Below are 13871 nucleotides of genomic sequence, written 5' to 3'. Positions count from 1 at the left end.
GGTGGTCTGTCAGGTGCCGGACGTGTAGGCGGCGTCCATGGCTTGGAGGACCTTGTCCGGGGTGGACTGGTCGCTGAAGATCTCCTGGAGGCCGCTGAGCATGGTCTGCTGCACCTTGGGATGGGGCCAGAGCTGGTCCATGAAGGGCACGGTGCGGTCGTCGCCGAGGAAGGCGGAGAGCTCGGTCAGCGACGGGTCGGGGGTGAAGCCGGTGTCCGCCAAAGCCGGAAGGCCGCCCTGCTCCGTGACGAAGAGGTTCATGCCCTGCGGTGACATCACGAAGTCGACGAACTTCACCGCGAGGTCCTTGTTCCTGGCCTTGGCGTTGACACCGTAGCCCGCGCCCGCCGCGGCGGGCATGAGGAACTGCGAGGGCGTGTCGGTGGCCGGCAGCGCCTTGAGGGTGAACTTCCCCTGCGGGTTCTTGCCCTTGAGCAGCGCGATGACCCAGTTGCCCTGCACGATGCCGAGCGTCCTGCCCGTGGCGGCGAGTTCCTGGCTCGCCTCGTAACTGGTGCCCAGCGGGTTCTTCTGGAAGCAGCCCGCCTTGTCCATCTGCTGGTACTTGGCCATGGCGGTGATCCACGGCGAGTTCGCGAAAGTGGCCTGGCCGGCCTGCATCTTCTGGTCGAAGTCGGGGTCGGGGCCGTAGACGGTGGTGGCGGCCAGGGCGTAGAGCACGAGCTGGGTGACCCAGTTGTCCTGGATACCGAGGGCGAACGCGGGGGTTCCCTTGGCCTTCGCGTCGTTGCAGAAGTCCAGGAGTTCGGTCCAGGTGCCGGGCGCGGTGAGACCTGCCCTGTCCAGTGCGTCCTGGTTGTACACGGCGCCGATGCCGTTGAGACCGAAGACCCCGTTGTAGGTCTTCCCCTCGTACTGGGAGACGGACTTGACCGCGTCGGGCAGCTTGGCGGCCCACGGCCGTCCCGAGAGGTCGAGGAGGTATCCCGGCTTGGCCAGGACGTAGGTGGCCGCGGGGTTGCCGTTGCCCGGCCAGACCGACATCACATCCGGTGCGGTGCCGGATGCGAGCTTGGTGCGGTTCTGCTGCTGGTACTGGTCGGCGCCGCTGGTGGTGTAGCGCACGTCAACGCCGGGGTTGGCCTTCTCGAAGGCCTTGACGACGTCCTCGATGGATCCCTGGTCGACCGAGGCAAGGGTCAAGGTGGTAGAGGAGTTCCCGCCTGCGGCATTGGTGCCGCCACTGCAGGCGGCCAGCAGGCCGGCAGCCGTCAGTGCCGCCAGCAGCGCGCACGATCTGGGTCTGTTCATGGTGTCTCCCGCGGGGAAGGGGCGGCGATCACGAGGGGACCGGCCAAGTCGGTTCCGGGGCGGCGGCGCTGACGGCGTAGTGGCCGGACGCCAGCCGTACGGCGGCTCCTGCCGAGTGCGGTTCGACGGCGAGTACGCCGGGCCGGCCGGCCGCGGGCGCTCCGTCTTCCTGGACGCTGCCGGGGTCGGACGTGGGCATGTGCAGCGTGGCGGTGGCGCCGGGAGGCACGGTGCACGTCACGGTCAGCAGCCCGTCGGCCAGGTGCCATCCGCACGCGACGAACCCACGGGCGGTCTCCTGTTCGGCACGGGCCCAGGTGAGGCGGCCGCCCGGCAGCGGACGCAGGAGCAGTTCGCCGTAGGCGACCGACGAGGGCGCCTGGTCGATGCCGGCGACCCGGCCGAACAGCCAGTCGCCGACGCTGCCCAGGCTGTAGTGGTTGAAGGAGTTCATCGCGGCGGACTGGAAGCCGCCGTGGGCGGTCCATCCGTCCCAGCGCTCCCAGATCGTGGTGGCGCCGTGCCGGACCGAGTGCCCCCACGACGGGTACTCCTCCTGGTGCAGGAGGGCGTACGCGAGATCGGCCCGGCCGTGATCGGCCAGGACCGGGCAGAGCAGGGCGGTACCGATGAACCCGGTGGTCAAAGTGGTGTTCCGCTTCTCGATGTCGGCGGCCAGGTGGCCGACCGCGGCCCTCACGAGCCGCTGCGGCAGCAGCCCGAAGCCCAGGGCCAGCAGGTAGCCGGTCTGGGTCCCTCCCTCGACGCTGCCGTCGTCGTGGACGTATGACTCGATGAACGCGGCACGGACGGCGGCGTGCAGTTCCCGGAACCGTGCCGCTTCCCGCGAACGCCCCAGGACCTCCGCGGCGTCGGCCACGATCCCGGCGCTGCGGGCGAAGTACGCGGTCGACAGCACGTCCCGCGGGGTGGTGACCGCGATCTGCAGCCAGTCTCCGTAGGAGTTGCCGGTCCGGTGCCGCCAGCGCAGGTCGGGGTTGTGCCGGCGGATGTGCTCCACCCATGCGGCCATCGCATCGAAGGAGCGCTCCAGGGTGCGCCGGTCGCCGTAGGTGCGCCACAAGTGCCAGGGAATGATCACCGCGCCGTCGCCCCAGGCAGGCGCCGCCTCGCGGTCCAGCGTCATGACGGGGGCGACGTCGCGGAAGGCGCCGTCGGCGCCCTGGCCGTCGCGTACGTCGTGCAGCCAGCGGGCGAAGAAGGCGGAGACGTCGGCGTTGCGGCTCGCCGTCGGGGCGAAGATCTGCGCGTCGGCGAGCCAGCCGAGGCGCTCGTCGCGCTGCGGGCAGTCCGTGGGGACGGCGAGGAAGTTGCCGCGCTGACCCCAGGCGATGTTGGACTGCAGCCGGCCGACTGTGGGATCGGAGCACTCGAAGTGCCCGGTCCAGGGAGTGTCGTTGTGCAGCACCCGGGCCACCACGTCGTCGGCCGCGAGGTGTCCGGGGTAGTGGTCGACCTCGGCGTACCGGAAGCCGTGGACGGTGAACTGCGGCTCGAACACCTCGGTGCCCGCGCCGCCGGTGACGCAGACGTCGGTGGCCCGGGCCCGGCGCAGGTTGTCCAGGTGCAGCTCGCCGCCGTCCAGGACTTCCGCGTGGCGCAGGACGATGCGCCTGCCCGGCTCGGCGTCGCGGACGGTCAGGCGGATCCGGCCGACGAGGTTCTGCCCGAAGTCCACGATCCACCGGCCGTGGCCACGGTGATGCACGGCGATCGCCGGCTTCTCCTGGGTGACGCGTATCGGGTGGTCGGGTTCGGCGACCAGTGGGCCGGGCTCGGTGTCGAGGACGGCGGCGGGGGAGAAGCCCAGGGGCTCCGGGCCCGGCGCGTCCCAACCGGGCGTGCTGCGGCGGGCGTCGACGGTCTGTCCCATGAGCAGATCGGCGGCGCGGATCTCGCCCGGCCGCTCGGTCCATTCCGGGTCGGTGGCGACCACCTGTCGGGAGCCGTCGGCGAAGTCGAGCACCAATTGGGCCAGGAAGGCGGGGCGTTCGCCGTAGTGCTGTGCCGCGCGCCGCGGGTCGAAGCCGACGTATCCGCTCCACCAGCCGTCGGCAACGACGGCGGCCAGGACGTTGGGGCCCTCGGTGACCAGGCCCGTGACGTCGTAGGTCTGGTACTGGAGCCGCCGGTGGTATTCGGTCCAGCCGGGCGAGAGTTCGGCGTCGCCGACCCGGGCGCCGTTCAGCCGCGGCTCGTACACGCCGCGCGCGGTGGCGTACAGGCGGGCCCGCAGCGGACGGCCGGGTGCCCGGAAGGCGCGGCGCAGTTGCAGGGGCGGTGACTGGAGTGCCGAGTTCTCCGGGTCGTCGTTCTCGGGCGGGTCGAAGGCCGGAAGGTCGACCACGTCCCGGCCCACCCATTGGGCCGTCCAGTCGTCCGGGTGCAGCAGGCCCGTTTCGAACCAGGACTGCGCACTGCCTCCGCGGGCACCGGTCTCGTCCCAGACCTCCACGCGCCAGTGGTAGCGCGTGGCGGAGGTCAGGACCGGGCCGTCCCAGCCGATCAGCAGGGTGTCGGACGATGTGCGGCGGCCGGTGTCCCAGAGCAGGAGGCTCGGGGCGTCCAGATCCGAGGGGCGCCTCGCGACGGTGATGCGGTAGGCGCTCTGGGCGGCAGCGCGGCGTCGGCTGCGGAGCCTCCAGGACAGTCGCGGGTGCCGCTCTCCCGTCCCGAGGGGTTCGGTGCGCTGCTCCGTCTGCGGCGCGTAGGGGGTGAGGAGCGAGGGGTTCACGGCGTGGGTCATCCCTTCAGCCCTCCGGCGAAGCCGCTGATGATGCTGCGTTGCAGCGCGAAGTAGAGGGCGAGGACCGGCACGATGCCGATCGCCAGGGCGGCGAAGACAAGGTTCCAGTCGGTGACGTACTGGCCGACGAATCCGGCGATCGCCACGGGCAGGGTCTGCTGGGTGCTGCCGCTGAGGTACAGCAGCGGTGTGAAGAAGTCGATCCACACCGCGACGGCGTTGAGGACCAGCGCGGTCACGGTGATGGGTTTGAGCAGGGGCAGCACCACAAGGCGAAAGCACTGCACCGGTGTGCAGCCGTCGATGAGTGCGGCGTCCTCGAACTCGCGGGGCAGGGCGCGCAGGAACCCGGTGTAGAGGAAGGTGGTGAAGGGTACCTGCAAGCCGGAGTAGAAGAGGATCAGGGCCCAGGGAGTGCCCAGCAGACGCAGGTCGCGCATCGTCTGATAGAGCGGCAGCGCGGCGAGTTGGAAGGGCAGGACCAGCCCGAGCATCACCAGCAGGAACAGTCCGCGCGACCAGCGCGCGGTCGACCGGGCCAGCGGATACGCGGCGAACGACGACAAGGCCAGGACGACGGCCACGCTGCCGGCGGTGACCAGCACGCTGTTGAACAGCGCGCCGCCCAGGCCGCCTTGCCGCCAGGCCTGGATGAAGTTGTCGACGGTGGGCGAGGCCGTCGGGCGGATCGGCGAGGAGTTGTCCGACACCGGCCGGACAGCCAGGTTGACCAGGACGTAGACCGGGAAGGCGACCACCAGGGCAACGGCGATCATGACCAGTTCCAGTGCCAGGGTGCGCTTGCGGTAGCGGTTCACGAGGCGGCCCTCTCGCCGCGGGCCAGCACGAGGTACTGACCGGTCGACGCCACCGCCACGATGAGCGTGAGGACGACCGCGAGGGCGATGCTGTATCCGAACTCGCCCAGGGTGAAGGCGTCCTTGTAGATGAGCGTGGACAGCGTGTCGGTGGCGTGGCCCGGGCCGCCGCCGGTCAGGGCGTAGACCTGGTCGAAGAGCTTGATCCCGCCGATGACCGACAGCATCAGGTTGATGGTGAAGGCCGGGGCCAGCAGCGGGCGGGTGATCGACCAGAACCGGCGAACCGGGCCGGCGCCGTCGATGTCGGCGGCCTCGTGGACCTCCTTCGGCACCGACTGCAGCCCGGCGAGGAAGATGACCATGGAGTATCCGCCGAACTGCCACACGACGACGCCCACGACCGACCACAGGGCCAGTTGCGGGTCACCGAGCCAGTCCTGTCCGTGGGAGCCCAGGCCGACCGCGCCGAGCAGGCTGTTGACCGCGCCGTCCGGGCCGAGCAGGTTGCGCCACAGGTAGGCGGTCACGATCGGTGTGATCACGGCGGGCGCGAAGAGCAGGACCCGGAGCACGTTGCGCGACGCGATGAGGCTGTTGACCCCGAGCGCCAGCAGGAGCCCGAACGCGTTCTGGACGACCGTGATCGACACCGCGATCAGCAGCGTGTGCCAGATGGCCTGCACCGCGTCCGGGTCGTGCGCAAGGCCGGTGAAGTTGGCCGGCCCGACGAACGAGAAGTCCGGGCCGAGACCGTCCCAGTCGGTGAAGGCGTAGTACACGCCCCGGGCGCTCGGCACGAGGACGACGAAGGCGAACAGCACCATCGCGGGGGCGGCGAACCACCAGGGTGAAGCGGCGTGACGCCGGACCCGCGGGCCGCCGACGCGGCGCCCCGGGGCGGCGGGGGCCGGTGGCGACAGCTGATCGCGCGAGGCTGTGGACACGGGCGTCACCCCCCTTCTTAAACGTTTCAAATCGATGGGTAACGTTCCCCAAAAGGTGTGACAGACCCTAGGGAGGACCGCGGCGCAACGTCAAGACGTCGGACGCGACACGGAGCCGTTTCGGAGACCCGGGCTTGCTCAGTTCCACTACGAGCTGCCGAAACGCCGTGGTGGGCGGTACGGTTCGGCGACGGGGAAGCGCCTGAGGGGTCGTTCGCACGACGGGCAACGTTTCCCGCCTCACGTCCTGGAGGGAGACGAATGGAACCGCCCGCGCAGTCCAAGCGCGTCACGATCGTCGACGTCGCGCGGCATGCCCAGGTGTCCACGACCGCGGTGTCCAAGGTGTTGCGCAACGCGTACGGGACCAGCCCCCAGATGCGTGCGAGGGTCCGTCAGGCGATAGACGACCTGGGATACCGTCCCTACGCCGGGGCCCGGGGCATGCGCGGCCAGACCTACACGGTCGGGGTGATGCTGCCCGACATCCGCAACCCGTTCTTCCCCGAGATCCTCGACGGGATCACCGACGCCCTGTGGGACACCGAGTACCAGGTCCTCATGGCGCCGGGACGCAACGGCGAAGCGGCCGAAGCCAAGGTGACCGAGGCCATGATCGACCGCGGGATGGACGGCATGATCCTGGTCGCCCCCGTCTCGTCGCGGTCCCACCTCGAACGCGTCGCCGGCATCGTGCCGACCGTGGTGGTCGGGCGGCACGGCCAGTCCGCCGCGTACGACACCGTCTCCGACGACGACTTGGCCGGAGCCGCGCTCGTCGTCGACCACCTCGCCGATCTCGGGCACCGCCGCATCGCGCACATCGAGCACGACGAGACCGATCCGCGCCGCATCGAGGAGATGCCCAACGCCATCCGGGCCGCCGGCTACCGGCAGGCCATGCGGGCCCGCGGCCTCGAGGACGAGATCGACATCGTCTCCACCACCTACACCCAGCAGGGCGGTTACCTGGGCGCACAGCAACTGCTCTCCAGGTCGCCGCGGCCCACCGCCGTCTTCGCCGGCGCGGACATCGTCGCCATGGGTGTACTGCAGGCCGTCTCGGAAGCAGGCCTCCAGGTGCCCGAGGACATCTCCATCGCGGGGTACGACAACACCAACTTCGCCGCCCTGGGCCCCATCTCCCTCACCAGCGTCGACCAGGCCGGCCGGCACATCGGCGTCAGCGCGGCCCAACTCCTCATCGACCGCATCGCCGACCGGACCCGCCCCACCGCTCAGATCAAGTTCTCTCCCGGCCTCGTGCCGCGCCGCACCACCGCCCCGCCGTCCCACTGACGGCCGGCGGTCACCCGTCCTCGCCCGCGTGCGCGAGCAGTTCCTCGGGCGACCAGGCCAGGCGTCCGTCCGCGAAGTCGGCCAGCACGCCGCGGACCCATGCCAGTTCCGCGGCCGCCATCGTGTGCACGTACCCCAGCTCCAGCGTCGCGATCCGCGGCAGCCCGCTGTCCGCTTCCCGGGCGAGGTCGGCCCCGTGCCGGGCGACGGCCGCCTCCAGGGCCTCGGCGCGGCGGCTCAGGGCATCGCGGAGCGCCTGCGGCGTCAGCATCATCAGCAGCGACAGCGCGGCGGGGAACTCGGGGAACTCCTGCTTCGGCGTGGAGAGCATCTCGTCCAGCCAGCGGTGTGCCGTCTCGCTGCCCGCGTCGGTGACCTCGTAGACCGTGCGCTCCGGGTACTGCGCGTCCCGGCCGGTCTCGCGGACGGCGATCAGTCCGGCGCCGAGCAGCCGGTCCATGGTCCGGTACAGGCCGGCGCGCTGGCCGACGTTGACGACCTGGTCCTTGCCCCACTCCTTCAGCAGGCGCTGGATGCCGTAGGGGTGCAGCGGCTTGTAGTGCAGCAGGGCCAGGACGGTGAGGGCGAGGGGGGAACTCCGGGGCGCTGTACTCATGGTTCGATGCTACCCACGGTCGAACTAGTTGACTAGCGACTAGTTGCAGTGCAACTATCAATCCATGACGAACTCGACTGGCACGACGAACGGCAAGGCCCGCTCCGCACTGGTCATCGGCGGCGGTGTCGCCGGCCCGGTCACCGCGATGGCGCTGCATCAGGCGGGCATCGAGGCGACGGTCTTCGAGGCGTACGACGGCCCGGCCGACGAGGTCGGCGGCGGCATGGGCCTCGCGCCCAACGGATTCCAGGCGTTCGACGCGATCGGCGTGGGCGACGCGATCCGCGCGGTCAGCACCGAGATGAACGGCATCGTGCTGCAGAGCTGGAACGGCAAGAAGCTTGCCGAGTTCGGCACGCTGCCCGGAATCGACCCCACGCGCTTCGTGATCCGCGCGGAGCTGTTCCGCACCCTGCGCGAGGCGGCCGAGGAGCGGGGCGTGACCACCGTCTACGGCAAGCGCATCGTCGACGCGAGCGAGGACGCCGACGGTGTCACCGCGCACTTCGAGGACGGCACCACGGCGAAGGCGGACGTACTGATCGGCGCGGACGGACTGCGCTCCACGGTCCGCCGCCTGATCGACCCGGCCGCCTCCGCCCCGCAGTTCGCCGGCACCGCGGGGTTCGGCGCGATGGTCGCCGACGCGGGCGTCGCGCCCACCGACGGCAAGATGCACATGACCTTCGGCAAGCGCTGCTTCTTCGCCTGGCAGGTCCTCGCCGACGGCACGGGCATCTGGTTCATCAACCTGCCGGTGCCGCAACCGCTCTCGGTCAACGAGCAGCGCGAACGCGGCGGCGCCTACTGGCTCGGGCACCTGGCGGAGCTCTGCGACGGCGACGCCACCCCGGCCGGGCCGCTGCTCGCGGCCACCGACCCCAAGACGATGCTCTTCGCCGGCAGCACCGAGAACATGCCGCGGTCGGTGCGCTGGAGCCGCGGCCGGATGGTCCTCACCGGGGACGCGGCCCACGCGCCCTCCTCCAGCTCCGGCCAGGGCGCCTCGCTCGCCGCGGAGAGCGCCGTCGAACTCGCCCGCTGCCTGCGCGACCTGCCCCTGCCCGAGGCACTGACCCGCTACGAGGACCTGCGCCGGCCCCGGGTCGAGCGCATCATCAAGGAGACCGCGCGCACCAACGCCCGCAAGGCCGCGGGCCCGGTCGCCCGGGTGGTCCGTGACGCGCTGCTGCCGACGATGTTCAAGCTCATGAAGCCCGAGAAGAACGCCTGGCAGTTCCAGTACCCGATCGACTTCCACGCCCCGGTGGCGTGACGCCGGGCGGCGTCGGCCCCGAGCCAGGACGCATCCGTGTGCAGAAGGACCCGAGGCGGGGGCGCGCGACCGGCGAAAATCGCGTGACCCCGCCAGGGGCACCGGCGACACTGACGCCGTGACCGGCTCCGCACCGCCCCGACTGCTTCGACCGCGTGCCCTGAGGCCCGGAGACCTCGTGGTCATCGCATCGCTGTCCGGCCCGCTGCCGGCCGCGTACGAGCCCAACGTCGAGCAGGCGGTGGGTGTCCTCGAGCGGATGGGATTCCGCGTCCGTCGGGCTCCGCTGCTGGAAGCAGGGCAGCACCATTGGTGGAGCGCGGCCACCCCGGCGGAGATCGCCGAGGAGCTCAACGGTCTTCTGCGTGATCCCGAGGTGCGCGCGATCGTCGCGAGCGACGGCGGCCAGACGGCGCTCGGCTATCTCGACCTGATCGACGTCGAGGCGGTCATGGCGGACCCCAAGCCGATCCTCGGCTACAGCGACATCTCGCTGCTTCATCTGGTGCTCCATGCCCGCACGGGTCTGGTCGGCTTCCACGCCGATATGGCCGTCCCCGGCTTCGGCGGGCACTGGCAGTCCGCGCCCATGGCGCGCCGGGCGGAACTCGCTGGGCTCTACTCCACGTTGCTGACCAGCACCGCGGCGATCGGTACGCTGCCAGCGAGCCCGTCCTGGGAGTGCTGGCGCCCCGGTCGTGTCGAAGGCCGGCTCATCGGCGGGGTGATCAACCGCATCGTGCTGGCGCAGGCGACGCGTTGGGCACTGCCGCTCGAACGGTTCGACGGCGCCGTGCTCTTCTGGGAGGAGATGGGCGGCCTGGCATCGTACGTGTGGAGCTACCTACAGGTGCTGCGCCACTCCGGCATCCTCGATCGAATCGCCGGCATGGTCGTCGGTGTTCCGCGCGGGATCAGTGGCCTCGAGCCCGGCGCGTCCCCGACCCTGTCCGAGATAGTCCTCGACGTCCTCGGTGACCGCGACATCCCGGTCCTGGGCAACGTCGAGTTCGGGCATGCCGGCCCGAATCTGCCGATGCCTGTCGGCATCCGCGTCCGACTCGACGCGCGGCAGCGGACGTTGTCACTGCTCGAACCGGCGGTGCGGCCGCGCGCGACGACGGGACGGGCCGGCTGAGCGTAGGGGGTACCGCATCAGAGCTCGTGGTCCTCGGCCAGTTCCTCCCAGGGAAGGTCGCGCAGCGCGGGATCCGTTTCCTCGCCCGACAAGACATCCGGGGTGGGCTGGAACCAGGCCACGGTGAGAGCGGAGCGGTTCAGCACCGGGTCGAGCTCGGGATCGACCGGTGTCGAGCGGAATACGCCGATGCAGGCCACGGCCGGCAGCACCTCAACAGGGCCGAAGGCGCCTGCCGCACTCTCCGGGTACTCAGGGGAGGGCGGAACAAGGTGGACCGGAGCGAAGGAGAAGGCACGCTCGGCTTGCCGCTGGAGGCCGCGGACCTGCATCTCGTTGATCGGCTTGCACGGGTAGCCCTCCAGCATCCCCTCATAGGTCGAGGACATCACCAGCTTGGTGAGCTCGATCGAACGACCGGACGAGAGGACTATCTGAGCCAGCGACATGCCGACACCCTATGTGCCTGACACGAGGTCGAGTTGGTACTCGTACGTCGTGTGCGTGGCCCGGTACCCGAGCAGGTCGTTGACGCGCCGGATGTACGGGTTGCTGTCGGCCGTGTCGGTCAGCAGGCCGCCGAGGCGGGGGTACCGCAGCCCGGCGTGGCGGATGGAGGCGGCCTTCATCCACAGGCTCAGGCCGCGGCCGCGGTGCGAGGGGAGGACCGCGGTTCCGTAGTGCCGTGCGTCGCCCTTGCCGTCGCCGGGGACAGCGAGTTCGGTGAAGCCGGCGATCGTTTCGTCGGCCACGTGGACGGCGACGACCGTGTGCAGCACGTCCCCGCGTTTCGCCACGGCGTCGACCGCGGCGCGTACGCGGCCGTGATTCCACGGCACGGCGCTGAAGTCGACCCCGCCGGTGGGGGTGTCGTTCATGGCGTGGCGTGACGCGACGAACGTCTCGGCCAAGTGGTCCGGGACCATGCCGTCCCAGGACGCCAGGCGATACCCCGGGTGCGGCTCCTCGGTGAAGCGGGTCAGGGCGGCGGGGTCCGCCACGGGGAGGGGCAGGCGGGCGGAGGTCAGCGCGAGCACCCTGCGGAAGTCACGGGCGGTCAGCAGCCGTTCGCTCCGGGAGTCGGCTCTGACGTGGCTGATCACGCGGCGGCGGCCGTGCTTGCGGGCGGCGGAAAGGGCCGGCTCCAGCAGGAGCATGCCGGTCTCCTCGCACTGCTCCTGGGCGTGGACGTGGAGTTGCAGATCGGCGAGCTGCTCCTGCCCGGTCCGTGTGAACAGGCGCAGGAAGGCCGTACCGAGGGGCATGCCGTCGTCGTCGGAGGCCAGCCACACCAGGCGGTGACTGGTGGCGGTCGCGTGGGGGTCGGTCAGCGCGGTGACATGGACGGGCATGGTGTCTCCGGAGATGAGGGGGGCTGCCGGCACGCGGGCCGGCGGCGCTTCAGCGTTCGGCGTTCGCGGCGTCCCGCAGCTTGCGCCACGTGCGGCCGACGGACCCCAGGCCCACCCGGGCCTCCGCGGATCCGGTCTCCCAGGCGCGGGCCGCCTCGACGAGGGTTTCCGGCGCGGCGTGTCCGGCAGTTCCGGTCAGGGGGTGCGCCTGCTGTGCCCGCGCCGCCGCGCGCACGTCCTGCGCGCTGACGGCCCCGAGCCTGGCCCGGTAGTGGGTGAGCAGCGCCTCGCAGGCGTCGGCGATCGCGGGCTCGCCCAGCGGCAGTGCCGGGAGGTCGAGGCCCTCGGTCACCAGCCGTTCCAGTGCCGACCGGAGGTCCCTCAGACCGATGTCGCGGACCGTCAGCGACAGGTGGGCCGACAGCCCGGCGGCTCCCACGGCCCGGTGGGCGAAGCCCCGCGGTACGTACAGCACGTCGCCGGGAGCCAGGACGCCGCGCAGCAGCCGCGGGGAGCGCTCGTCGTCGGCGAGTTCCCCGGGGGCCCAGTCGGGTCCGGCCGGCGCGTCGTGGACATACCAGGTCTTGTGTCCGGCGACCTGGAGGACGAACACGTCGGCGTCGTCCCGGTGCACCGCCAGCCCCTGACCGCCGATCGGGGTGACGAAGAAGAACGCCTCGACCCGGCGGTCGAGTTCCCCGGACAGCCGGGCCACCAGCTCGCCCGTCGCGGGGTGCCACTGGTCGACGCGCCGCAGCAGCAGCGTCGCCCCGTCGCGCAGCAGGGAGAGGACCTTCGCCCGGTCGGCGAAGCCGTCGTACGTCGCGCCGTGCACCACGCGGGGCGCGGTGTACGCGGTGGGCGGGACGACGACCTTGTCGGAGCGCACCATCTCCAGGTACGGCGTACGCAGCAGCCCGCCGTCGAAGGCGGCGTCCAACTCGCCGAGGCCGAACGGCGCTACGACGTTCTGCGGCGTGAAGAACGCGGGCCCGCGCTGCCACCGCTCCCTGGTGAACGTCCCGACGTCGCCGACCCAGCCCGCCAGCGTGGACGAGGGCGTGCTCATAGGGCGGCACCCGCCTCGAACCTGACGGACAGCAGCGGGCGCAGCGGAACGTGCGTCCCCCGCTGTGCGCCGTGGATCGTGAGCCGGTGCTCCAGGGCGACGTCCAGCAGCCGTTCGGCCAGGGGCACGACCATGTGCCGCGCCCAGCAGCGCGCGCCGTCGAAGCCGAAGGGCATGAACCCCGGGGTCCTCTCGGGCTCGTCCACCCCTGACCATCGCTGGGGCCGGAACACCAGCGGGTCCGTCCAGTACTCCGGGTCGCGGTGCATCAGCAGCGGGAAGAGCGCGATGTCGTCCCGCGGGCCGATGGCGGGGTGCAGCCGCGCATAGGCGTCGCCGCCGGCACGGAAGAGCATCCACGCGGGCGGCAGGAGGCGAAGGGTCTCCCACAGCACCGCGGTGCGGCCGCACCGGGCGACCTCCTCCGGGTCCGCGCGGTTCATGAGCCACAGGGCGTTCGTCGCCAGCGCGGCGACACCGTCGCTGAGCGTGGCGGAGGCGCGGCGGTACAGCGCGACGGCCTGCCGCTTGTCCTGGGTGTCCGGCGCGGTCCGGATCTGCCGGGCCAGAGCCGTGCCTCCGTTGTCGGCGCCCGGCCAGGCAGTGGCGGCCCGGTCGGCGATCCGGGACAGCGTGTCGGAACGGGTGACGCCGCGCTTGGACAGCAGCGAGACCGGCAGCGGGTCCGAAGAGAACAGCCATTGCCGCAGATACGCGGTGGCGGCGTCGGGCCACGGGCCGGACAGCCGGTGCGCCGGGGGAGTGGGAGCCTGGAGCGCCGCGATGACGTCCTGCCCGAGCGCACGAATCGTCCGCGTCGCGCTGTCGTGGTCGATGTCCGCGCCCGCGGCGGGCTTGAACACCGAGCGCTCCGAGGCCAGAACGGGCCGCGCGGCGACGACGGCGGAGATCAGCTGCACGTCGGACACGCCCACTGTCGTCGCGTCGATCCGGAAGACTTTTTCCTTTCTCGCCAGCAGCTCCTGAATCTGCGGCGCGTACACGACCGAATGGTCGCGGGCCGCAGTGGTCATCGTTTTTTCCACGAGAAATCCGCTTCCTTGTGGGTGGGGTGGCGAGGGGAATGCGTTCCCCACGAAAAGCAGAGAACTCGGGGCCGGTCGGCAAATGTGCGTCCGACATGGCGCAGCCGGTGGCGGGCCGAACCCTGGATCGGCCCGCCACCGGCGGTGATGGATCAGATGACGTGGTAGGGCCACGCGTTGCGCGCCAGCTTCTCGGCCGGCTTCAGCTTCTTCACCATCGCCTGGATCATCTTCATGGCCACTCCTCTCCACGGTGCGTGCACGGTCA

General features: G+C 71.1%; 12 protein-coding genes. 3 read left to right on the top strand and 9 right to left on the bottom strand.

Annotated features, from left to right (window positions below):
- Positions 1-9: 9 nt before the first annotated feature.
- Genes ACIP9H_RS05675 through ACIP9H_RS05660 form a run of 4 tightly spaced genes read right to left on the bottom strand, consistent with a single transcriptional unit; the run spans position 10 to position 5804 of the window.
- Positions 10-1272 carry an ABC transporter substrate-binding protein gene (locus ACIP9H_RS05675; protein WP_401581386.1) on the bottom strand — a complete coding sequence of 421 codons (1263 nt, stop codon included), beginning with the start codon at positions 1270-1272 and terminating at the stop codon, positions 10-12.
- Positions 1273-1300: 28 nt separating this feature from the next.
- Positions 1301-4039, bottom strand: a complete 2739-nt coding sequence (locus tag ACIP9H_RS05670; RefSeq protein ID WP_401581384.1) for a family 78 glycoside hydrolase catalytic domain — start codon at positions 4037-4039, stop codon at positions 1301-1303.
- Complete coding sequence (locus ACIP9H_RS05665; RefSeq protein ID WP_401957701.1) at positions 4036-4857, bottom strand: carbohydrate ABC transporter permease; 822 nt, start codon at positions 4855-4857, stop codon at positions 4036-4038. Before ACIP9H_RS05665 ends, ACIP9H_RS05670 begins: the two co-directional genes overlap by 4 nt.
- Complete coding sequence (locus ACIP9H_RS05660) at positions 4854-5804, bottom strand: carbohydrate ABC transporter permease (protein WP_401581378.1); 951 nt, start codon at positions 5802-5804, stop codon at positions 4854-4856. The genes ACIP9H_RS05665 and ACIP9H_RS05660 overlap by 4 nt, the downstream gene beginning before the upstream one ends.
- Before the next feature lie 261 nt (positions 5805-6065).
- Between ACIP9H_RS05660 and ACIP9H_RS05655 the strand changes: the two genes are divergently transcribed.
- Positions 6066-7103, top strand: a complete 1038-nt coding sequence (locus tag ACIP9H_RS05655; RefSeq protein ID WP_401581376.1) for a LacI family DNA-binding transcriptional regulator — start codon at positions 6066-6068, stop codon at positions 7101-7103.
- A gap of 10 nt (positions 7104-7113) precedes the next feature.
- On the opposite strand, the gene ACIP9H_RS05650 is transcribed toward ACIP9H_RS05655, so the two are convergent.
- A complete protein-coding gene (locus ACIP9H_RS05650; RefSeq protein WP_401581373.1) occupies positions 7114-7719 on the bottom strand; it encodes a PadR family transcriptional regulator in 606 nt (201 codons plus the stop codon).
- A 64-nt stretch (positions 7720-7783) separates the two neighbouring features.
- Between ACIP9H_RS05650 and ACIP9H_RS05645 the strand changes: the two genes are divergently transcribed.
- Complete coding sequence (locus tag ACIP9H_RS05645) at positions 7784-8998, top strand: FAD-dependent oxidoreductase (protein ID WP_401957697.1); 1215 nt, start codon at positions 7784-7786, stop codon at positions 8996-8998.
- A 118-nt stretch (positions 8999-9116) separates the two neighbouring features.
- On the top strand, positions 9117-10136 hold the full coding sequence (locus ACIP9H_RS05640) for an LD-carboxypeptidase (protein ID WP_401957694.1): 1020 nt from the start codon (positions 9117-9119) through the stop codon (positions 10134-10136).
- Positions 10137-10153: 17 nt separating this feature from the next.
- Here ACIP9H_RS05640 and ACIP9H_RS05635 read toward each other — a convergent pair whose 3' ends face one another.
- Genes ACIP9H_RS05635 through ACIP9H_RS05620 form a run of 4 tightly spaced genes read right to left on the bottom strand, consistent with a single transcriptional unit; the run spans position 10154 to position 13591 of the window.
- Positions 10154-10585, bottom strand: a complete 432-nt coding sequence (locus tag ACIP9H_RS05635; protein WP_401957691.1) for a hypothetical protein — start codon at positions 10583-10585, stop codon at positions 10154-10156.
- Between the two features lie 9 nt (positions 10586-10594).
- A complete protein-coding gene (locus tag ACIP9H_RS05630; RefSeq protein ID WP_401581364.1) occupies positions 10595-11488 on the bottom strand; it encodes a GNAT family N-acetyltransferase in 894 nt (297 codons plus the stop codon).
- Positions 11489-11537: 49 nt separating this feature from the next.
- A complete protein-coding gene (locus ACIP9H_RS05625) occupies positions 11538-12557 on the bottom strand; it encodes a JmjC domain-containing protein (RefSeq protein WP_401957688.1) in 1020 nt (339 codons plus the stop codon).
- The gene (locus tag ACIP9H_RS05620; protein ID WP_401957685.1) at positions 12554-13591 is read right to left on the bottom strand and encodes a cytochrome P450; all 1038 of its coding nucleotides are present in this window, start codon (positions 13589-13591) and stop codon (positions 12554-12556) included. The genes ACIP9H_RS05625 and ACIP9H_RS05620 overlap by 4 nt, the downstream gene beginning before the upstream one ends.
- Positions 13592-13871 lie beyond the last annotated feature (280 nt).

The organism is Streptomyces sp. NPDC088732, from assembly GCF_044751205.1.
In the GTDB taxonomy this organism is placed as follows: Bacteria; Actinomycetota; Actinomycetes; order Streptomycetales; family Streptomycetaceae; genus Actinacidiphila.
Note: the sequence above shows the minus strand (reverse complement) of the source record. Positions and strands in the feature narration are given on the sequence as shown.

Bases quoted from the DNA above. Each gene is read 5' to 3' on its own strand.
- ACIP9H_RS05675 (WP_401581386.1), bottom strand. From the start codon at position 1,272: ATGAACAGACCCAGATCGTGCGCGCTGCTGGCGGCACTGACGGCTGCC.
- ACIP9H_RS05670 (WP_401581384.1), bottom strand. From the start codon at position 4,039: ATGACCCACGCCGTGAACCCCTCGCTCCTCACCCCCTACGCGCCGCAG.
- ACIP9H_RS05655 (WP_401581376.1), top strand. From the start codon at position 6,066: ATGGAACCGCCCGCGCAGTCCAAGCGCGTCACGATCGTCGACGTCGCG.
- ACIP9H_RS05650 (WP_401581373.1), bottom strand. From the start codon at position 7,719: ATGAGTACAGCGCCCCGGAGTTCCCCCCTCGCCCTCACCGTCCTGGCC.
- ACIP9H_RS05645 (WP_401957697.1), top strand. From the start codon at position 7,784: ATGACGAACTCGACTGGCACGACGAACGGCAAGGCCCGCTCCGCACTG.
- ACIP9H_RS05635 (WP_401957691.1), bottom strand. From the start codon at position 10,585: ATGTCGCTGGCTCAGATAGTCCTCTCGTCCGGTCGTTCGATCGAGCTC.
- ACIP9H_RS05630 (WP_401581364.1), bottom strand. From the start codon at position 11,488: ATGCCCGTCCATGTCACCGCGCTGACCGACCCCCACGCGACCGCCACC.
- ACIP9H_RS05625 (WP_401957688.1), bottom strand. From the start codon at position 12,557: ATGAGCACGCCCTCGTCCACGCTGGCGGGCTGGGTCGGCGACGTCGGG.
- ACIP9H_RS05620 (WP_401957685.1), bottom strand. From the start codon at position 13,591: ATGACCACTGCGGCCCGCGACCATTCGGTCGTGTACGCGCCGCAGATT.